We start from the raw sequence: 21,089 nt of genomic DNA on the forward strand, positions 1-21,089 counted from the left end.
TGCGAACGGAGGTCTCGTGCCTTCACTACGCGCGCACGAACCTCCGCCGCTTCAAGTTCGACCGGTTTTCTGGTCTCAAGCCGGTTCCGGCTTCAGCAGGCCGATCTAGTGCAGTCCAAACAGACCTCCGCCGCCTCCCCCACCGAGGCTACCGGTCAACAGGCTGGTCGTGTCATCCAGCAGTGTGGTTGTCGTATCCAGCAGGGGATCGAGAAGATCCCCGCCTGTATCCAGAGGATCGGTGGTGTCATCTGCCAGGAGCAGATCATCCAGACCCGTGTTGCCCTCGGACAGGGAAGACAACTCGCCAAGCAAAGAGTCATCTGTGCCGGACGTATCTCCCGTCAGATTGAGATCCGAATTCAGCAGCGCATCCACTTCGGCAAGATCGCCTGTCAGCAGGTCATCCGAGAGAAGGCTGTTGTCATCCAGGGCGATATCGAGATCGAGCAGATCAGCATCATTCCCGGAAAGCAGAGCGCCTGTATCCGCATCCAGGTCGATGTCGATATCCGTACCCAGGAGATCCTCGACCGGATCCAGCGTCACATCCGCATCGGCAAGGATTGGATCCAGAACCGGCGCATCGACAATGCCGTCAATGGTCAGGTCCGTATCCCCGTCAGCCCCGGAGCTCCCATCACCGGCGAGCAGATCACCTGTGAGGTCTTCAGTCAGATCTCCCAGAGTGTCATCACCGAGGGTGTTGACCAGGTTGCCACCGTCATCCAGCACCGCGTCGAGATCCACATCGAGATCAATGTCAGTGCCCAGAAGATCTTCAACCGGATCCAGCGTCACGTCTGCATCTGCAAGGATCGGGTCAAGGACCGGAACATCAACGTTGCCGTCGACCGTCAGATCCGTGTCGCCACTCGCAGTGCTCGTATCGCTGCCATCGCCGAGGAGGCCGCCCAGAGGATCATCAGACAACAAGGTGTCTGTGCCCCCCAGCAGGTCGCCGGTGCCATCTGTCAGATCCAGCTCGACATCGATATCCGTGCCAAGCAGGTTCTCAACCGGGTCCAAGGGAACTTCCGTTACGCCGGTCAGGACAAGATCCGTGTCGCCATCACCGCCCGTGTCGCCACCGCCCAGCAGATCACCAAGCGGGTTTTCCAGCGGATCGCCGGAGAGAAGGTCGCCACCAAGCGGGTCCCCGGAGAGCGGGTCACCTGACAGAAGATCTTCAGCACCTGCAAGCAGCTCATCCGTGCCGTCCAGCAGCTCGTCCGTGCCATTGGCAAGGTCCAGCTCGACGTCGATATCCGTGCCGAGCAGATCCTCGACCGGGTCCAGCGTGACTTCCGTCACACCTGTCAGAACGACATCCGTGTCGCCGTCACCGCCGGTATCACCACCGCCGAGCAGGTCGCCAAGCGGATCGCCGGAGAGCGGGTCACCGGACAGGAGATCTTCGGCACCTGCAAGCAGTTCATCCGTGCCGCCCAGCAAGTCACCCGTGCCATTGGCAAGGTCCAGCTCGACATCGATGTCCGTGCCAAGCAGGTTCTCAACCGGATCCAGCGGGACTTCCGTCACACCTGTCAGAACAACATCCGTGTCGCCGTCACCGCCGGTCTCGCCGCCGCCCAGCAGATCACCAAGGGGATCACCGGAGAGCGGGTCACCGGACAGGAGATCTTCGGCCCCTGCCAGCAGCTCATCTGTGTCACCAAGCAGCTCATCCGTGCCATTGGCAAGGTCCAGCTCGACGTCGATATCCGTGCCGAGCAGATCTTCGACCGGATCAAGCGGGACTTCCGTCACGCCCGTCAGAACGAGATCCGTGTCGCCGTCACCGCCGGTCTCGCCACCGCCCAGCAGATCGCCAAGCGGATCTTCCAGAGGTTCGCCGGAGAACAGGTCGCCGAATATCGGGTCGCCAGACAGCAATTCATCAAGACTGCTCAGGATCTGTTCCGAGTCACCGAGCAGTTCACCCGTGTCGTTGGTCAGATCCACCTCAAGATCGATATCCGTGCCAAGCAGGTCTTCAACCGGATCAAGCGGAACTTCCGTCAAACCCGTCAGAACGAGGTCAGTGTCTTCGTCGCCTGTTGGCTCTTCTGCCCCACCGAGGAGACCGTTCAGCGGATCTTCCAGCAGATCTCCAGCAAGTGGATCGCCCGTGAGCAACTCATCGATGCCGCCAAGCAGCTCGTCCGTACCTCCCAGGAGATCACCGGTGCCGTTGGCAAGGTCCAGCTCGACATCGATGTCCGTGCCCAGAAGATCCTCGACCGGATCCAGCGGAACTTCCGTAACGCCTGTCAGGACAAGATCCGTGTCACCATCACCGCCGGTATCACCACCACCCAGCAGTCCACCAAGCGGATCGCCAGAGAGCGGGTCACCGGACAGGAGATCTTCGGCACCTGCGAGCAGTTCCTCCGTGCCGCCAAGCAGCTCATCCGTGCCGCCCAGGAGATCACCGGTGCCGTTGGCAAGGTCCAGCTCGACATCGATGTCCGTGCCCAGAAGATCCTCGACCGGATCCAGCGGAACTTCCGTAACGCCTGTCAGGACAAGATCCGTATCGCCATCACCGCCGGTATCGCCACCGCCCAGCAGGCCACCAAGCGGGTCGCCAGAGAGCGGGTCACCGGACAGGAGATCTTCGGCACCTGCGAGCAGTTCATCCGTGCCACCGAGCAGTTCGTCTGTGCCGCCCAGGAGATCACCGGTGCCGTTGGCAAGGTCCAGCTCGACATCGATGTCCGTGCCCAGAAGATCCTCAACCGGATCCAGCGGCACTTCCGTAACGCCGGTCAGGACAAGATCCGTGTCGGCATCACCGCCGGTATCGCCACCGCCCAGCAGGCCACCAAGCGGGTCGCCAGAGAGCGGGTCACCGGACAGGAGATCTTCGGCACCTGCGAGCAGTTCATCTGTGCCACCAAGCAGCTCATCTGTGCCGCCCAGAAGGTCACCTGTGCCGTTGGCAAGGTCCAGCTCGACATCGATGTCCGTGCCCAGAAGATCCTCAACCGGATCCAGCGGCACTTCCGTAACGCCGGTCAGGACAAGATCCGTGTCCCCTTCACCGCCGGTCTCGCCGCCGCCCAGAAGTCCGCCAAGCGGATCGCCGGACAGAAGATCTCCAACGCCTTCAAGCAGATCGTCAACAGGCGTACCGCCGTCGCCTAGCAGATCCCCCGTCAGCGGGTCTCCCGACAAAAGGTCGCCCACTCCGCCGTCACCAAGAAGATCATTGACCGTGCCACCGAGATCAAGCTCAGCATCAATGTCAGTGCCCAGAAGACCCTCAACCGGATCCAGCGGCACTTCGGCCAGGCCAGTCAGAGTAAGATCTGTGTCACCATCTCCAGATCCGTCGCCGCCGCCACCGAGGATGCCATCAAGCAGGTCCCCTGCATCCGGACCACCGGAGAGAAGATCCCCCGCGCCTTCAAGCAGATCGTCAACAGGCGTACTGCCATCGCCCAGCAGGTCACCCGTCAGCGGGTCGCCGGACAGGAGATCGCCCGTGCCGCCTTCACCAAGAAGGCCATCAAGGCTCTCACCCAGGTTCACACTCAGATCGATATCCGTGCCGAGCAGGTTTTCGACCGGGTCAAGGTTCACATCGGTGATCCCGTCAAGAACGAGATCCGTGTCTCCCTCTTCGTTCGGATCGCCACCGCCAAGAAGGCCTCCCAGCGGATCTGCAAGCGGATCACCAGACAGAAGATCCCCGGCACCGTCGCCAATGCCACCAAGATCAACGCCAAGATCGATATCCGTGCCGAGCAACTGCTCCACCGGATCAAGGTTCACATCCAGGATGCCATCGACCACCAGATCCGTGTCGCCATCGCCAGCAGGATTCCCATCGCCGAGAAGGCCATCCAACGGATCTCCATCGAGAAGACCATCTGTCGCGCCATTCAGCACGTCGCCGACGCCATCACCGATGCCGCCGAGATCCACGCCAAGGTCGATATCCGTGCCGAGAATTTGCTCGACGGGGTCGAGGTTCACATCCGTGATGCCATCGAGGACGAGATCCGTGTCCCCTTCCTCGGACGGATTGCCACCGCCCAGCAGGCCATCGATCAGGTTCTCGGCATCGCCGACCAGATCCACATCAATGTCGATATCCTGGCCGAGAAGCTGCTCGACAGGATCCAGATTGACATCAATGTCACCCAGAATCGGATCGAGAACGGGCAGATCGACCAGGCCATCAACGACGAGATCGGTATCACCTTCCTCGTTCGGATCACCACCGCCAAGCAGAGTATCGATCAATTCCTCAGCATCACCAACGACATCAATATCAATGTCGATGTCCTGACCGAGAAGGTCTTCGACCGGATCAAGATTGACGTCAATATCACCAAGGATCGGATCAAGGACCGGCAGGTCCACAATCGTGTCCACGACAAGATCCGTATCGCCTTCCTCGTTCGGATCGCCGCCCCCCAGAATGGGGTCGAGGATCGGATCAAGGATATCGTCTGCATCGATGCCAAGATCGATATCAATATCAATGTCCTGATCGAGCAACTCTTCGATCGGATCGAGATTGACATCAATGTCGCCAAGGATCGGGTCAAGGATCGGCAGATCCACGATCGTATCCACGACGAGGTCAAAGTCTGTTTCTGGATCATCGACAGGTCCAGGACCGTCCGTGGGACCGGGATCTTCGCCCGGGCCAGGACCATCCGTCGGGCCAGGGTCTTCACCCGGGCCAGGGCCATCCGTCGGGCCGGGGTCTTCACCCGGGCCAGGGCCATCCGTCGGGCCGGGGTCTTCACCCGGGCCAGGGCCATCCGTCGGGCCGGGGTCTTCACCCGGGCCAGGACCATCCGTCGGGCCGGGATTTTCACCGGGACCAGGGCCATCCGTCGGGCCGGGGTTTTCGCCCGGGCCGGGACCATCCGTCGGGCCGGGATCTTCACCCGGACCAGGGCCATCCGTCGGGCCGGGATTTTCACCGGGGCCAGGACCATCCGTCGGGCCGGGATTTTCACCGGGACCAGGGCCATCCGTCGGGCCGGGATCTTCACCCGGAACTGGATCGACAGGCGTCTCACCGGGCCCTGAAGGATCGGTCGGATCGGAACCGTCTCCTGTCGGCTCCTCCGCGCCCACAGGAGTTGTCACATCGCCGGTGCGGGCGAAGACATTCGAAACGTTGGAAGTGACAGAAGGACTGGACAGGTTGCGCGAGGCTGCCGGTGCGGCAAGCCCGCTCGCCGTGGCGACCTCGCCCGTGTCGATGCCATCCGGGTTGAAGCCCGCGGCATTTCCAAACACGGCGTCTCCGACCGATGGGCCTGCCAGATTGACAGCATCAATTGCGCCATCCGTCCCGCCTGCATCATTCGGGCGTGCAAGCTGACCGGATGTACCGTCAGCGCGTGCGGAGGCAGAGCTTGAAACAGCTCCGGTGTCGCCGCGGCTATCTTCAGGCCGAACGATTGATGCCTCGGCCGTACCAAGGCTTGCATCCGGCAAAATACCTTCTTGCCCCTTGGGACCAGCGAAGCCGTCAAGAGCTGCAAACTGGTCTGCAGCTTCATATAACTTTGCCTCTAGCGGCGCGTCGACAACATCTTCAGCCATTTTGGTTCTACCTTCCTGTGGGTACGGTTTAATACGCACCAGCTTAAGGAAGTAATAAATAGACCGACGATATAGGTTATTCTCAAGTTAACTCAATCAAATACATAGCAAACACTTGGATTGTCACTTTTAACAATACTTAAAATTATAACTATATATCACGAACGGCCAAAACTAACGCTTCGTAATGACAAAAAGTATACGTGATATAGATTAAATAGCGCTCGCCACTTCACGAAAAGTTTGAAAAGCCTCCAGCAAAAAATGTGGTGAAAGATCCTGCGCGCATAGGTTCGGATGCAAAAAAGCGCCGGAATCACCCACGAATGCAGGCAATCCGACGCTCGCTCACGAAGCAAATCTGGGGCGCTACCCTTGAGCAACCCGCTGGAAGCCGAGAATGGCGCTACCTATCAGCCCAGGCTCGATGGTACAGGCTGCAGGCACGACCAAAGGACCTGAGAACCGGCGCAGGGTCTTCGCCCGGGTTGCCGTATCCAGACGCCCGATCAAGGCCTTCGAGTTGGACAAGCCTCCCCCAACCGGGATTCTGGAAGCACCGGTGGCATTAATCAGGACAGCCAACGGCCCTGAAAGAATATCGATGTGAACATCGATTGTTTCAGCGGCCTTGTCTTCCCCCTGTTCCCAAGCGGAAATGATGTCGATGCTGGACAGCTCGCGAGCGTGCAGATGTTTATCCAGTCGCTCCAGTCCGCGGGCACTGCCAATTGCATCCAGACACCCGGTCTGTCCGCAGCCGCAGGCAAATTGCGGAACAGAATGGCGGGCAGCTCCGGCGATGGTTGCAGAGATCGGCCCATGACCCCATTCCCCCGCATAGCCCCCACCCTCATTGATCAGGCGGCCGCGAACGACAAGACCGCCACCAACGCCGGACCCCAGGATCACGCCGAAAACGACATCATGACCCTGCCCCGCTCCGAAGCCGGCTTCAGCCATGGCAAAACAGTCAGCATCATTGGCGATGACCACCGGGAGCGACAGGCGGCGCTCAAGCTCTTCCTGCAGGCGGATGCCATGAATGCAGGGAATGTTGGCGACGATGGCCTGACGAGTATCCGGATCAATCACGCCTGCAATGGACAGGGACACAGCTTCAACCGGCTCCGGCGCGGCATCAACGACAGAAGCGAGAGCTGCAACGAACGCATCCAGATCATGCCCAGGCGTTGCGATCCTTGGCAAAGGCTGAATGGCTTCCGGTGTGCGGGCATAGGCACCTTTGATGGCCGTGCCACCAATATCAAAACAGACGATCATGCAGATACCTTGCCGTGTTCCAGCCACTGGCCGCCACAGATGCTGGCGTGAATGGTCAGATCGGAATTCAAAACCAGAAAGTCGGCTCGCTTGCCGGCGGACAGACGCCCTATCGCCGAAAGACGGGCAGCGTCAGCCGGATAAGTGCCGGCCATTTTAAGCACTTCTTCCAGCTCCAGACCGATACGGTCCACCATGAAACGCACGCAGGACAGCATGTCGATGTCGGCACCGGCGAGCGTCCCGTCCGCCAATGTCAGCTTCCCGTCCCGCCGAAAGACTTCACGGCCATTCAACTGGAACCGGTCACCTTCCCAGCCAATGGAGGACATGGCATCCGTTACCAGAAAGATCCGTCCAGGACCCTGCTTTGCCCTCAAGGCAACCTGTATCGCCAGAGGATCGACATGATAGCCATCGGCAATTAGACCGCAGCTCAGCTCCCCATAGCAAAGCGCAGCGCCAACCAGACCCGGCTCGCGATGCTGCAGCGGGCTCATGGCATTGAAGAGATGTGTCACCATGGAGGCTCCGGCCTCAACAAAGGGCCTGATCTGCGAGACACCGGCATCGCTATGACCCAGACTGACGACAACGCCAGCCTCCACAAGCTTGCGGACCTGATCCGGCGTCGCATTTTCCGGCGCGAGCGTGACCAGCAGACAGGGCAGCTCCTTCACTGCCGCAAGCATCAAGGCCAGATCCTCATCCGTCATCGGACGGATCAGCTCCGGCGCATGGGTGCCCTTTCGGGCAACGGACAAGTGCGGCCCTTCCAGATGCAGCCCGGCAAAACCAGGTACACCCTTCTTCGCTGCCTCAATACCCGCAGCGACAGCTAACCGGGTGTTCTCCGGCGTGTCCGTGATCAAGGTCACCAGAAGTGCCGTGGTGCCAAACTGACGGTGAGCCCGGCATATGGTCTCGATGCCCGAGACCGTTAGGTCATTGTTGAACAGAACACCGCCACCGCCATTGACCTGCAGATCGGCAAAGCCCGGCACGATGAGACTGCCTTCCGGCAACTGGCGCAGGTTTTCAGCCTGAGCAGGTGCAGCGGCGGAAAGCGCAGCCACCTCACCGCCCCGGACTTCAAGCACCTTGCCGTCATGCCAGGACTGGCCGTCAAATATCCGGGCGCCGGCAAACACCTGATTGCCCGCCTGTTCGGCTCTTAAAGTCATAGGGTCTCGGTTACTTTCTGAAGGGCGGCAGGGGCGTCCGGATTGAGGTTGCGAAGGAACGAAAGCCGCTCCACCATCTTGTAATAGGGCACAATCTGGATCAGCGCATCTGTCAGCGGATGACCGGTGCGGACAGTCGGCAGAACATTTGCAACGCTGGACAGCGGCGAGGTCGAAAACACCGTGCCGCCTTTTTCAGCCAGCTTGTCCGCAATGCCTGCTGCAGAGGCTTCCGCAGCATCGGCAGCAGCAAACACCAGAACCGGAAAACCGCCCCCAACCAGTGACACAGGCCCGTGCAGCACTTCTGCCGAGGAATAGGCCTCGCCATGCAGTTCACAGGTTTCCTTGCACTTCAGGGCTGCTTCAGCAGCGACAGCGAGCGACGGACCGCGGCCAAGGAAATAAAGCGACTGAGCCTCTTCCAGATGGCTGGTGAGACCTCCCCAGTCCAGATCCAGCGCTTTGCGGCAGTGGTCCGGAAGCTTCGAAAGCGCAGCCTTGAGCGCCTCGTCCTGCGTCCACTCGGCTAGGATCGCGAGCCCTGCAACGACCGAGGCGACATAGGACTTGGTCGCTGCGACAGCCAGTTCCGGCCCGGCCTCTAGAGGAACGGTCACAGAACATGCAGAAGCAAGCGGCGAAGGAACCGTATTCACCAGAGCGACCGAACGCGCCCCGCTGTCCGTGACAGACTGGGCCAAGGCGACAATATCCGGGCTTTTCCCGGACTGTGAAATGGCAATTGCGGCAGCATTCTTGAGCTTCAGGGAACGCTGATAGATCGACGCAAGAGACGGCCCAATCGAGGCGACCGGCACTCCAGCCTGCAATTCAATAGCGTATTTCAGGAATCCGGCAGCATGATCTGACGTCCCACGTGCGATGGTCACGACAACAGCTGGATCAAGCTCCCGGAATTGCGCACCGCACGCGGTCAGAACGCTGGCAGAATTTGAGAAAAGCCGCTCGAGAGCGTCCGGGATCTCGTGAACTTCCTGGAGCATATGGGATTGCGTCATGTACTTTCCGGCTTGGTTCAGGCAGGACCGATGATCTGCTCGGTGACGAGATCATAAAGATCGCTGCGATAAAGGGTTTTGGTGGTTTCAATGGCGCGGCCGCTGGCGAGATAGGCCACCCGGTGCACGGCAAGCCCCGCCTCCCCCTCAGGCACGACCAGCAGCCGCGCCTCTTCCTGGGTCAGCAAACGGGCTGAAATGCGCTGCACGGCCCGCACCGGGCGCGCCCTCAGGCGGGCAAGATGCGCATAGAGGGACAGATCGACATTCTCCGGATCCGGCAGAATGTCAGACGGCAGCGAGGCATGCTCCAGCGCGACCGGCACGCCATCAGCGAGACGAAGGCGCTTGAGACGGGCAACCTTGCTATTTCCGGTCAGGCCAAGGGTCATCATTTCATCCGCGCCAGGCAGATACAGCCCCCGGTCCAGCCAGGTGGAAGAGGACACCATTCCCCGGCGCGTCATGTCTTCCGAAAACGAGGTCGCGAGAGACAGTGGCTGCTCGAGCCGTTCGCGCGGCGCGGCAACGAATGTGCCGGATCCATGCCTTCGGACCAATGCGCCTTCATCGACCAGGGCATCTATCGCCCGGCGCACGGTGACACGGGACACCTTGCAGATCTCGGAAATGTCTCTCTCGGATGGAAGTGCATCTCCCTGCTGGAGATGCCTGGCCTGGATGAACGCTTCAAAGGCCAGTTTCAGGCGCATGTAGAGAGGGCCGTCGAAACGGTCCTGAAATCCCTGAAGCCCTGAAATACTGTTCATGACGCCCTTCCCCGGCGCAAAATGCGCAGCGCCGCAACGAGGAAGAATGCTGCGACGGCTTTAAATACCAAATAGATACCAAATTACGATCTGTCGAACATTTTTTTCACATTTCCGCCGCCTCAATTTTTTTCAAGCCTCAAGCAATTGATTTAATGAAATTATTTCAACGCCGCCTATTAACACGGCATTAACTGGCGCATTTCTGGTATTGCATTGGTATCAATAATTGGTTTTCATCAGGTCAAGGCCACGCGATGGCTGCAGGGAACAGGACGCGACGCGCGCAAATCCGGAAAAATCCGGAATGCCATGCAGGTATGTGAAATTTATTTTCAGAATTACACATATAGAGCGGTTCCATGTTGACGATCCCCCTGAGATGTCGCACCTTCAAGAAAATAAATTACAAGCTCAGAGGGCGTCAGGAATGAAGGTTGGAATTATCGGTCTGGGATTCCGTCTAGGCTATCTCGGGTTCGTATTCGATCAGATGGACCCGGATTTCGAAATCGTTGGCTATGTGGACCCAGCGCCAGCCGGACTGCCCGTGCTTGAGGAAAAAGGCATTTCCGCAGGCAAGTCCTACGAAACACCGCAGGACCTGATTGCGAACGAGGAGATGGATCTCCTCATGATCGGCTCCCCGAACCATCTCCACCTCGAACATATCCGGATTGGTCTGGAAGCTGGTCTGAAGGTCTTCAGCGAAAAGCCGATCGTCATGACGATTGACCAGAGCTATGAGCTTGCCGAACTCCTGCATCAGCATGGCCACGAGCGCCTGCTGGTCGGCCTGGTCCTGCGCTACTCCCCGCTCTACAAGGACCTGCGTAAGGCTCAGCTGGAAGGACTGCTCGGCGACGTCGTCTCAATCGAGGCTTCCGAGCATATCCAGCCCTATCATGGCGCCTTCTTCATGCGCGACTGGCGGCGCTATGAAAACTACGCCGGCAGCTTCATGCTGGAAAAATGCTGCCACGATCTGGATCTCTACAACGGTGTTGTAGGCGCGCGCCCGCGCTTCGTTGCCAGCTTCGGCGGCCGCAAGAGCTTCACACCGCAAAATGCCCCGGCCAACGAGGGCGTCAATGATCTGGAAGTCTACCACCGTAAGCCAAGCGGCTGGCTGGGAGCGGACAAGGTCTTCGACAGCGATGGCGACATCGTCGACTACCAGACCGCCATCGTCGAATATGAGAACGGCGTGTCCATGACCTTCCACACCAACATCAATGTGCCGGACGAATTCCGCCGCTTCTGCGTGATCGGTGCAAAGGGCATGGCCGAGGGTGACTTCGTGCGCGGGTTCCTCGATGTGCACAATGCCCGCAACAACGAGAAGGTGATCGCCAACACCTATCAGGCGCCCAGCAAGACCTCGCACCACTATGGCGCGGACGAGCAGATGGCAGAAGATGTCGTGAAGCATGTGCGCGATGGCGCGGCCCTGCCCGTTTCTGCGCTCGATGCCCTGGAGGCCGGTATTCTGGCCCTGACCATGGATGAAGCCCGCAAGACCCGCAAGGTCATCGATCTCGAGCCGGTCTGGCAGCGCTATGACGCAGCCCTGAACGGCACGGCGGCGGATCAGCGCCTGAAGTCGGCATAAGGGGGGAACGATGAACGCCAAGCGGAGTGCTGTCATCTTTGCCTGGATGTTGCTGCTTCCCGCAGTCCTCTACATCTCGGCAATCGTCATCTACCCCCTGATCGACACGGTGAACCTGTCCTTCACCAACGCGTCGCTGCGCAAGACCTACAACTACGTGGGCTGGCTCAACTACGACAAGATCTTCAACGAGACCTTCGCCGCCGTCATCATCAGAACGTTCATCTGGACGTTCTTCTCGGTGCTCATCAAGATGATCATCGGCACGTTCGGCGCGATCATGCTCAACACGGCTGTTCCCGGCCGCGCCCTGTTCCGCATCCTGACCATGCCGCCCTGGATCGTTCCCATGGCCATCGGCATCTTCATGTGGGGCTGGATGTACAATGGCCAGTTCGGGATGATTTCCGGCGTGATGCAGAACTGGGGCCTTGTCGACGGACCGGTCGCCTTCCTCGCCTATGGTACGACCGCCTTCTGGGCAACCGTTGTCACGGACGTGTGGATCGGCGTTCCCATGGTGACGCTCTACATGCTGGCCGCCATCCAGGCCATTCCGCAGGATCTCTACGAAGCTGCCTGGACCGATGGCGCGGGACGCATGTACCGCTTCCGCCGGATCACCCTGCCGCTTCTGGTTCCCTCCCTGATCACCATGTCCATGATCTCGCTGATCTCGACCTTCAACTCGTTCGACATCATCTGGATCCTGACCCAGGGCGGCCCGAGCGGCTCCACCACCACCATGATCATCGACACCTACAAGACCGCAATCGGCTCCTACAAATATGGCGAGGGCGCTGCCCGTGCCGTGCTGATCTGCATCTTCCTGTCGATCTTCTGCTTCTTCTACTTCCGGGTGACCAACCGGCTTTCGACGGAGACGGCACGATGAGCAATCAGACGGCCATGATCAACCGCTACAAGTGGTACGAGATGATCGCGATCTATGCAGGGATTGCCCTGTTCCTGATCTTCGTGCTCTCCCCCTTTGTCGAAGGCTTCCTGGTTTCCCTGAAACCGCTGAGCCGCCTGTTCTCGTCTCCCTACCGGTTCTGGCCGGAACACGGCTCCTTCGACGCCTATGTGACCATGTGGGACAGCGTGCCGGGCTTTGCCCGCTACGTCTTCAACTCCATCTTCCTGTCGACCATCGCGACCGCCATCGTTTTGGTGCTCGTGGTTCCGGCGGCCTATGCCTTCGCCCGTTTTGAATTCACGGGCCGCGGTCCGCTGCTGGCAGCCTTCCTGGCCGTCAACATGTTCTCGGGCGCGGTGCTGCTGATCCCGCTGTTCAGGCTGATGCGGTCCATGGGGGTTCTGAACACCTATGCGGCGATGATCATTCCGGGTGTCGCCTTCCTGATCCCGACCGCCATCTGGCTGCTGCGGACCTATATGATCCGCATCCCGAAGGAACTGGAAGAAGCCGCTTATGTGGATGGTGCAAGCCGTTTCTACACTTTCCGCCGTGTCATCCTGCCGCTTGCCATGCCCGGCATCACGGTTGTCGCCATCACCACATTCATCGGGGCCTATGCGCAGCAGTTCATCTTTGCGCTGACCTTCAATTCCAAGACGGAATACATGCCTTTGCCGATTGGGCTGTTCGCCTATTTCGGCCGCCAGGAAGTGATCTGGAACGAACTCATGGCTGCAAGCTTTGTCGGCATTGCACCCGCCATGATCGTGATCTTCTTCCTGCAAAGATATCTCGTCAGCGGTCTGACCGCTGGCGCGGTGAAATAAAAACAACAACGAAAATCCACACCAGAGTATGGGGATAAAGACGATGAAACTGACGTCCATGAAACTTGGGGTTTGCGCGCTGGCGCTTCTGGGAGCCACGTCCGCCGGTTCGCTCAGCGCACTGGCTGCAGACCAGGAAATCAGCTGGATCTATTGCGGCGACAAGATCGACCCGATCCACGAAAAGTACATCGCGGAATGGGAAGGAAAGAACCCGGGCTGGAAAGTCACGCCAGAAGTCGTCGGCTGGGCCCAGTGCCAGGACAAGGCAACCACGCTGGCTGCAGCCGGCTCCCCGGTCGCCATGGCCTATGTGGGCTCGCGTACGCTGAAGCAGCTCGCCGAGAACGACCTCATCATCGAAGTGCCGATGACCGATGCGGAAAAGGAAACCTACTATCCGAACATCGTCGACACCGTGACCTTCGATGGCACCCAGTGGGGCGTTCCGGTCGCATTCTCGACCAAGGCTCTCTACTGGAACAAGGCGCTGTTCAAGCAGGCTGGCCTTGACCCGGAAACTCCGCCGAAGACCTGGGCTGAAGAAATCGAATTCGCGAAGATCATCAAGGAAAAGACCGGTATTGCCGGCTATGGCCTGCCCGCGAAGACCTTCGACAACACCATGCACCAGTTCCTGCATTGGGTTTACACCAACAACGGCAAGATCATCGACGCCGAAGGCAACATCGTGATGAACAGCCCGGAAGTGCTCGCAGCCCTTCAGGCCTACAAGGACATCACGCCTTATTCCGTTGAAGGTCCGACCGCTTACGAACAGAACGAAATCCGCGCTGTCTGGCTGGATGGCAAGGTTGCCATGCTCCAGTCCAGCTCGGGCGCTGCCGTCCGCGCAGCGGACGCCGGCATGGAATGGGGTGTCACCACCCTGCCGCTCGGCCCGTCCGCAACCGGCCCCGGCACCCTGCTGATCACCGACAGCCTGGCCGTCTTCAAGGGCTCGGGCGTTGAGGAAAAGGCAACCGAATTCGCCAAGTACATCACTTCCCCTGGTCCGCAGGGCGAGTATGAGCTGCAGGGCGGTGCCGGCCTGACGCCGCTGCGCCCCTCCGCTCAGGTGGACGAATTCGTCAAGAAGGACCCGTACTGGAAGCCGTTCATCGACGGTATCGCCAATGCAGGTCCGGAGCCGCTCTTCAACGACTACAAGGGCTTCCAGAACGTGATGATCGAGATGGTCCAGTCTGTCGTGACCGGCCAGGCCGAACCGAAGGCCGCTCTCGAAAAAGCCGCTGCCGACCTCGAGCAGTACAAGTAAGCCGCGTTGGCGCGCCGCCGCAGCCCTAACCGGTTGCGGCGGCATGCACCGCCCACGCCAGTCTCATTGCCTGACGAGATGGCAATGATGGAAAGAGGTCAGTCTTGGGACAGCTCTATCTCAACAAGGTAACCAAGTCCTTCGGGGATCTTGACGTTATCAAGGGTGTCACACTCGATATTCAGGACGGCGAGTTCGTCGTCTTCGTCGGCCCATCCGGCTGCGGAAAGTCCACGCTGCTGCGCATCATCGCGGGGCTGGATGACGCAACACAGGGCGACATTGTCATTGATGGCCTGAAGGTCAATGATCTGGCACCGGTCAATCGCGGCATCGCGATGGTGTTCCAGTCCTATGCTCTTTATCCGCACATGTCGGTCTTCGAGAACATCGCGTTCCCGCTGCGCGTGGAAAAGATGCCTGAAGCGCAGATCAAGGAAAAGGTGGAGAGCGTCGCTCAGGTGCTCCAGCTCGACCAGCGCCTGCAGCAGAAACCCGGCATGCTGTCCGGCGGCCAGCGCCAGCGTGTTGCCATCGGCCGCGCGATCGTGCGCGAACCCAAGATCTTCCTGTTCGATGAACCACTGTCCAACCTTGATGCCGCCCTGCGCGCAGACATGCGGATCGAACTGACCAAGCTGCACCACGATCTCGCAGCCACCATGATCTACGTGACCCACGACCAGGTGGAAGCCATGACCATGGCGGACCGCATCGTGGTTCTGAACGGCGGCTATATTGCCCAGACCGGAAAGCCGCTCGAGCTCTATCACAAGCCGCAGAACATGTTCGTGGCGGGCTTCATCGGCAATCCGAAGATGAATTTCCTGCCGGCCACCTGCAAGGCTGTCAGCGACGAAGGTGTTACCGTCCATTGCCTCGGCCGGGATGTCACCATTCCCGTCGAGCCGCGCCAGGATCTGGTCGGCAGCAGCCTGACCCTCGGCATCCGGCCGGAACACACATTCATCGGCAAGGGCGAACTGGACTTCCAGATCACCCCGACCGTGGTCGAGCGCCTGGGCGTCAACACGATCGTCTATTCCTCGACCAGTGGCGACGACCGTTTCAGCGCCCTGCTTCCAGGAGCGGCCCCCGTTGTCGTCGACAAGCCGGTCACCATCGGTTTCAACGCCGCCGACTGCCACCTGTTCGATGCGAATGAGAATGCTCTTGAGCGCCGCACGGCACTCACCGAGATCGACCTCGAACAGCTTGCCAGCCAGTAGGCCTTAAAAAAGCCGGCCCCGGATTGCTCCGGGGCCGGATGTTCTTTGCCAAGTGAAGACCGCTTTACCAGACGCGGCCGCGGGCAGCGACGGGTTCCACCCGGGTGACAACCCCATTGCGATGAAACACCATGCTGTCGACCAGATTGGAGACAACGCAGGTGTGGTTCGGAATGATACGGATCCGTTCGCCGATCTGCGGCCGCGCATCTGGCGCACATTTGCTGAGATCCAGTACGCCGTGCTCTTCGGAAAGACCGGTGATCACCGCCTCCGGATAGTCCACCACATAGCCGAAATCATCAAACCCGAGCAGATCAGACGTCAGAGCCTTTGACCCGGCATCGATGACCGCACGGCTGTCTGTCGGGCGGGAAACCACCGTCGCAAGGATATGCATGGCGCAATCATCAAAGCTGCAGTGGCCGGACCGAACCATCGCACGGTCATTGTAGATGTAGGTGCCAGCCCGGTGCTCCGTTGCGGAAGCCACCTTGCCAGCGTCGAACAGGCTCGGCGTGCCACCATTGCTGACGATCGGACAGGCAATGCCCTTGCCCTCCAGAAGCTTCAGGGTGGAAGCAAAGAAGCTTTCGACAGCCTCTTCCGTGAAGGCTTTCGGATAGGTCAGAATCCCGCCGAAGGTCAGGCCGGGAGCCGCAACAATGGCCTCGGCAAGGCCCAGGGCCGCTTCCGGTGACTGAACACCGCAGCGGCCGCCGCCGGTATCACATTCCACCAGCACGACCAGCGGGCGCTTGGCATCTGCAAAAGCGCCAGAGAGCCCCTGAACCGTGACATCATTGTCGGCAACGACTTTCAGGCCGGAGATCTGCTCATTCAGGGCGACAAGCCGTTCCAGCTTTTCAGGCCCCAGCACATTGAACGTGATCAGAATATCGTCAAAGCCGGCATCGGCGAAGACTTCCGCCTCCGTCACCTTCTGACAGTTGATCCCCTTCGCACCGGCGGCAACTTGCTGCTCCGCCAAAGCCGGGATCTTGTGGGTCTTGATATGCGGACGGAAAGCCTTTCCCTGGCCATCCATATAGGCCTGCACGCGCGCGATATTCGCAGCCAGACGGTCTTCATCAATGACCGGAACCGGCGTTGAAAGCTGCTCGATGCGCGAGCCGGTCAGATCGGCGCCTGGGGTCGGGTCAGGCAGCTTCCGTTCCATGCGGGTTCTCCATCATTGGCCAGATGTCCCGGCGCACCAGACGATAGGGATTGTGCGCGGGCGAATTGGGATAGGGCGTTCCTGCAGAGCAATACAGGATCTCGGACGCAATTCTAGAGAAGGATGCGTGAAAATGGTTCGTCGACTTGATGACCAGGATCTTCTTCGTGGTCGGGTCGATGCCCATAACGGAGAAGAGAGACGGATCAAAGCTTTGGGCGCGGACGGAGTTCAAGATGATGTCCGTACCATCCAGCCGGATATGCGCCGCATCCCCAAAGGGGGCAAAACTTTCGCCGAAACGCATTTCCGCATTCCGGACAAGCTTCACCACCGTCACCCGGCCATCGACCGGATTGCCGGTGCCAGGCGCAGACTTCGCACCGAAGCGCAGCGGAATTTCCGCGCCCTCGCCCGCAGCCATGCAGATCTGAACCGCAATCGGGTCCCAGATCGTGCCAACGGCAACACCTTCAGCCTTGCGGGCCAGAAGCTCGGCAAGCAGAACTGTGGCGTCCCCGGCCGTGCCGCCGCCCGGATTGTCCCACATGTCGGCAATCACCACCGGACCGGCATCAGCCTTCATTGCCTGACTGACCGCTTCATCAACAGTCAGCTGAGGCATCATGTGGCGGCCGCGGTTTGCGAAAAGCTCCATGCCCAGAGAGCGGGCGAGCTGTGCGCCCTTTTCCGGTTTGCCATTGGTCACGGCAATCAGCTTGGTGCCCATTTCCGGCACATCGCCAGCCATGAAGCCATGGATGACGGAGAGAGAAAGAACGTCTTCGTCTTCCGCTTCGATCTGCTGCAGCTTATCAACAAAGGATCGCATTGGCTCACGGGACGTCGGGAAGACGTCAATCATCCGGCAGTCGAAGACGGACATGACCGGCTTCACCCGGCCCTCCAGCACGTCCACTGCGATGCGCCAGAGATCCTCTGCCCTTTCGACGAAATCCGTGTGCGGGAATTCCTTGAAGGCAACGAAGAAATCCGCAGCCTCCACCCGCTTCGCCGTCAGATGGCTGTGGGGATCAAGTTCCGTGCAGATCAGAATGTCCGGCCCGACGATGTCCCGGACCCGGCTCAGAAAATCCCCTTCCGGATCCAGATAGCCATCGGCCACCATGGCCCCGTGAAGCCCGAGGATGACACCGTCGACCGGCATGGCAGCACGGAGTTGATCCAGGATCTCGTCTCTCAGACCTTCATAGGTCTGCCGGTTGATCAGGCCCGCAGGGTCAGCCCAGGCAGCGCTTCCCTCCACCAGGGTCCAGCCCATTTCCGCACAGATCCTGCGGCCCACCGTCAAGGGCGCCGAGCAGAGCGTCGGCGTGACGGGATGCTCACCCGGCCTTGCATAAAGCGACGCCTCGAAGGCCCGCTTGTCGATACAGATCGGCGAAAACGTGTTGGTTTCCGTCGCGAGGACTGCAGTGAAGAGTTTCAAGGGATGTTTCCTGACTTGAGGGCAGCGCGTGCTGTTCAGGCGTCTTTCCAGGGATAAGGCAGATAGCCGGTGAAACCGGAGATCTTCCAGCGGCCGTCATGGAAGCGGCAATAATAAAGCGTCTGCCATTGCATGACGTCGAAACCGCCATCGGCCAGCTTGATGCCGCCGTCGAATTTCTTGCGCACCAGGGCAGTGCCGTCCTGGATGTCGATCTCTTCCAGCCGTGTGGCCGTGTGGATCGCAGTGCTGGCATCTTCTGCCAGTTTCACAGAGGCAAAGTCCTTCGCCTGGCGCAGCCATTCGTCCCGGTAGCGTTCCAGCGTCGGGAAAGCCAGCGTCCAGTCATCCGGATTGCGGGTCTTGTTGCCGCTGATGCCCAGGAACCCTTCCGGAATGAAGTCGGCTTCCACCATGGACCAGTCTGCCGCCAGGAAGGCTGCTATGTCCCGGCTGACGAGCATCTCCCAGATGGCTCTGCGATCATGGTCCTGCTCGGGGAACGGATTGAGAAAAGGATCCCGCATTCACGCCTCTTATCTAAATTCTTTTCATAATCTGCGATTTTTCCTAGTCAATTTCCTGCTGATATGGTTCGATGTCAATCGATAAAGAAAATAATTTCCATAACGGAGCACATCTATCCTCATGAGCATCAAGAGATATGGCGCCGAGAAAGCCGGTGCAGGCGGCCAGAGACTTCCTTTCGCCCGTGCCGTCGAGGCGGACGGCTGGCTTTACGTTTCCGGCCAGGTCGCAATGGAAGATGGTGAAGTGATTGAGGGCGGCATCATCCCTCAGACCCACAAGACCATTCAGAACGTCCTGAGCATCCTCGAAGAGGCAGGATACACCACGGCAGATGTCGTGCGCTGCGGCGTCTGGCTGGATGACCCACGTGACTTCTGGACCTTCAACAAGATCTACCAGAGCTATTTCGGCGAACATCCGCCGGCACGCGCCTGCGTCCAGTCTTCGATGATGGTCGATTGCAAGATCGAAATCGACTGCGTAGCCTATAAATCAAAGGCTTAAACACGCAGACAAGGCACTGGCACGATGGACATTCTTGCGCGGATACAGAATGAGCAGGACCAATTTTCGCAATCCGAAAAGCGGATCGCGGAAATTTTGCTCAATGACTTCGATTTCGCGGTGAATGCGTCCATCGTTGAATTGGCGGAGCGCGCGGAGGTTTCACCGCCGACGGTGACGCGCTTCTGCCGCCGCCTCAATTGCCAAAACTACGCTGACTTCAAGATCCAGCTTGCGAAGACCATGTTCGTCGGCGCCCGGTATCTCAATCCGGGCACCCGCAGCACAGCCCCGGCAGATGTGGCGGAAGACATCGTCACCAAGGCCCAGAACGCCTTGTATCTCTTCCACCATGCCTTCAAGCCGGAGCAGGCCCAGGTTGTCGCGGAAACCCTGTCCAGGTCCGGCATGATCTATGCCTTCGGCTCGGGCGGCAATTCCTCGATGATCGCCCAGGAACTGCAAAACCGCTTGTTCAGGCTAGGGCTCAGGGTTTCCGCCTGCACCGACCATCATATGCAGATGATGATCGCTGCGGCGGCCCGGCCGGAGGACACGATCATCGGATCGTCGTTCTCCGGGCGGAACATGGAACTGGTCCGCGCGTTCACCCTGGCGCGGGAAGCAGGAGCAACGACCGTTGCTCTCAGCCAGTCGGACAGCGCCGTGGCAGCAGCTGCCGACCATGCCCTGACCATCGATCTGCCGGAAGGCGACAACATCTTCCGCCCGACCTCGACCCGCTTTGCCTATCTGGCACTCGTCGACATTCTGGCGAACCTCACCGCCTACCAGAACCGGGCGCAGGCCACCGTCACCCTGCGCCACATCAAGCATCAACTGGTTGCCCATCGTGATGGAGACGACAGGCAGCTTCTCGGGGACTGACCGCCCACGCGGTTCCTGTCTCCCCCTACCACTAGGACTCGACATGTCTGGAACCGTAGCAGTTGTCACCGGCGCCGCCGGTGATATCGGCCTGGCCATTGCCCAGCGCCTCTCCCAAACCCACGACAAGATCATTCTTGCCGACATCAATACAGAAGCGGTCACGAAGCTCTGCGAGGGCAACAGGGACAAGTTCGTTCCAGTGACCTGCGACGTGACACGGGAAGCAGACTGCGCGACCCTTGCCGCAGAAGCTGCCGGCCATGGCACCGTCTCCGTGCTCGTCAATAACGCAGGTGCTGCCCGCGCCGTCAGCCTGGGCGACACCACGGCAGACATCTTCCGGCAGGACACGGCTCTCAATCTGGAAGCGGCGTTTCTGGCCTTTCAGGCGCTGGAAGCAGACCTAAAGTCCACGCGCGGCAGCGTGGTCAACATTACCTCGGTCAACGGCCTCGCCGTCTTCGGCCACCCGGCCTATAGCGCAGCGAAGGCCGGTCTCATCCACCTGACCAAGCTGATCGCGGTGGAATATGGAAAATACGGCATCAGGTGCAACGCAATTGCGCCGGGAACGGTGAAGACGCAGGCCTGGGAAGCGCGTGCCGCCGCCAACCCGAATGTCTTCGAGGATGCCAAGCGCTGGTATCCGCTGCAACGGGTCGTCGACCCGAAGGATGTCGCCAACGCAGTGGCCTTCCTGTCCGGCGCCGAAGCTTCAGCGATCACGGGCGTCTGCCTGCCGGTCGACTGCGGACTTCTTGCAGGCCAGGCAGAACTCGCCCGCACCTTCAGCCAATCTGACAATTACTAAAAACAATCAGACTTCC

General features: G+C 59.6%; 16 protein-coding genes. 8 read left to right on the top strand and 8 right to left on the bottom strand.

What is annotated here, in order from left to right; genetic code table 11:
- Positions 1–105 precede the first annotated feature (105 nt).
- From BUA94_RS11960 to BUA94_RS11980, 5 genes are all read right to left on the bottom strand, one after another.
- Positions 106–5,577, bottom strand: a complete 5,472-nt coding sequence (locus tag BUA94_RS11960; RefSeq protein ID WP_073013304.1) for a hypothetical protein — start codon at positions 5,575–5,577, stop codon at positions 106–108.
- A gap of 369 nt (positions 5,578–5,946) precedes the next feature.
- Entirely contained in the window at positions 5,947–6,861 is a 915-nt protein-coding gene (locus tag BUA94_RS11965) for an ROK family protein (RefSeq protein ID WP_073013307.1), read from the bottom strand.
- Positions 6,858–8,045: an N-acetylglucosamine-6-phosphate deacetylase gene (gene nagA, locus BUA94_RS11970; RefSeq protein ID WP_073013309.1), complete on the bottom strand. Its 1,188-nt coding sequence runs from the start codon at positions 8,043–8,045 to the stop codon at positions 6,858–6,860. Before nagA ends, BUA94_RS11965 begins: the two co-directional genes overlap by 4 nt.
- A complete protein-coding gene (locus BUA94_RS11975; protein ID WP_073013311.1) occupies positions 8,042–9,067 on the bottom strand; it encodes an SIS domain-containing protein in 1,026 nt (341 codons plus the stop codon). The genes nagA and BUA94_RS11975 overlap by 4 nt, the downstream gene beginning before the upstream one ends.
- A 17-nt stretch (positions 9,068–9,084) precedes the next feature.
- Positions 9,085–9,837: a GntR family transcriptional regulator gene (locus tag BUA94_RS11980; RefSeq protein WP_073013314.1), complete on the bottom strand. Its 753-nt coding sequence runs from the start codon at positions 9,835–9,837 to the stop codon at positions 9,085–9,087.
- A 430-nt stretch (positions 9,838–10,267) separates the two neighbouring features.
- Between BUA94_RS11980 and BUA94_RS11985 the strand changes: the two genes are divergently transcribed.
- The 5 genes from BUA94_RS11985 (at position 10,268) to BUA94_RS12005 (ending at position 15,706) form a co-directional block, all read left to right on the top strand.
- Positions 10,268–11,449, top strand: a complete 1,182-nt coding sequence (locus tag BUA94_RS11985) for a Gfo/Idh/MocA family protein (RefSeq protein WP_073013316.1) — start codon at positions 10,268–10,270, stop codon at positions 11,447–11,449.
- A 10-nt stretch (positions 11,450–11,459) separates the two neighbouring features.
- Positions 11,460–12,344 (top strand): carbohydrate ABC transporter permease, encoded by an 885-nt coding sequence (locus BUA94_RS11990; protein ID WP_073013318.1) that lies wholly within the window; start codon positions 11,460–11,462, stop codon positions 12,342–12,344.
- Positions 12,341–13,198: a carbohydrate ABC transporter permease gene (locus BUA94_RS11995; protein ID WP_073013321.1), complete on the top strand. Its 858-nt coding sequence runs from the start codon at positions 12,341–12,343 to the stop codon at positions 13,196–13,198. Before BUA94_RS11990 ends, BUA94_RS11995 begins: the two co-directional genes overlap by 4 nt.
- A gap of 43 nt (positions 13,199–13,241) precedes the next feature.
- The gene (locus tag BUA94_RS12000; protein ID WP_073013323.1) at positions 13,242–14,477 is read left to right on the top strand and encodes an ABC transporter substrate-binding protein; all 1,236 of its coding nucleotides are present in this window, start codon (positions 13,242–13,244) and stop codon (positions 14,475–14,477) included.
- A gap of 104 nt (positions 14,478–14,581) precedes the next feature.
- Positions 14,582–15,706 (top strand): ABC transporter ATP-binding protein, encoded by a 1,125-nt coding sequence (locus tag BUA94_RS12005; RefSeq protein ID WP_073013325.1) that lies wholly within the window; start codon positions 14,582–14,584, stop codon positions 15,704–15,706.
- A 64-nt stretch (positions 15,707–15,770) separates the two neighbouring features.
- On the opposite strand, the gene BUA94_RS12010 is transcribed toward BUA94_RS12005, so the two are convergent.
- Genes BUA94_RS12010 through BUA94_RS12020 form a run of 3 tightly spaced genes read right to left on the bottom strand, consistent with a single transcriptional unit; the run spans position 15,771 to position 18,863 of the window.
- Positions 15,771–16,886 carry a D-TA family PLP-dependent enzyme gene (locus BUA94_RS12010; RefSeq protein ID WP_073013326.1) on the bottom strand — a complete coding sequence of 372 codons (1,116 nt, stop codon included), beginning with the start codon at positions 16,884–16,886 and terminating at the stop codon, positions 15,771–15,773.
- The gene (locus BUA94_RS12015; protein WP_073013328.1) at positions 16,867–18,336 is read right to left on the bottom strand and encodes a M81 family metallopeptidase; all 1,470 of its coding nucleotides are present in this window, start codon (positions 18,334–18,336) and stop codon (positions 16,867–16,869) included. The genes BUA94_RS12010 and BUA94_RS12015 overlap by 20 nt, the downstream gene beginning before the upstream one ends.
- A gap of 35 nt (positions 18,337–18,371) precedes the next feature.
- Positions 18,372–18,863, bottom strand: coding sequence for a hypothetical protein (locus BUA94_RS12020; protein WP_073013329.1), 492 nt, complete (start codon positions 18,861–18,863; stop codon positions 18,372–18,374).
- 121 nt (positions 18,864–18,984) lie between these two features.
- Here BUA94_RS12020 and BUA94_RS12025 point away from each other — a divergent pair, with 121 nt between their 5' ends.
- Genes BUA94_RS12025 through BUA94_RS12035 form a run of 3 tightly spaced genes read left to right on the top strand, consistent with a single transcriptional unit; the run spans position 18,985 to position 21,073 of the window.
- Positions 18,985–19,371 (top strand): RidA family protein, encoded by a 387-nt coding sequence (locus BUA94_RS12025; protein WP_073013331.1) that lies wholly within the window; start codon positions 18,985–18,987, stop codon positions 19,369–19,371.
- Between the two features lie 24 nt (positions 19,372–19,395).
- Positions 19,396–20,259, top strand: coding sequence for a MurR/RpiR family transcriptional regulator (locus tag BUA94_RS12030; RefSeq protein WP_073013333.1), 864 nt, complete (start codon positions 19,396–19,398; stop codon positions 20,257–20,259).
- A gap of 43 nt (positions 20,260–20,302) precedes the next feature.
- Positions 20,303–21,073 carry an SDR family oxidoreductase gene (locus BUA94_RS12035; RefSeq protein WP_073013335.1) on the top strand — a complete coding sequence of 257 codons (771 nt, stop codon included), beginning with the start codon at positions 20,303–20,305 and terminating at the stop codon, positions 21,071–21,073.
- Positions 21,074–21,089 lie beyond the last annotated feature (16 nt).

This window comes from Roseibium suaedae (assembly GCF_900142725.1).
Classification (GTDB): domain Bacteria; phylum Pseudomonadota; class Alphaproteobacteria; order Rhizobiales; family Stappiaceae; genus Roseibium; species Roseibium suaedae.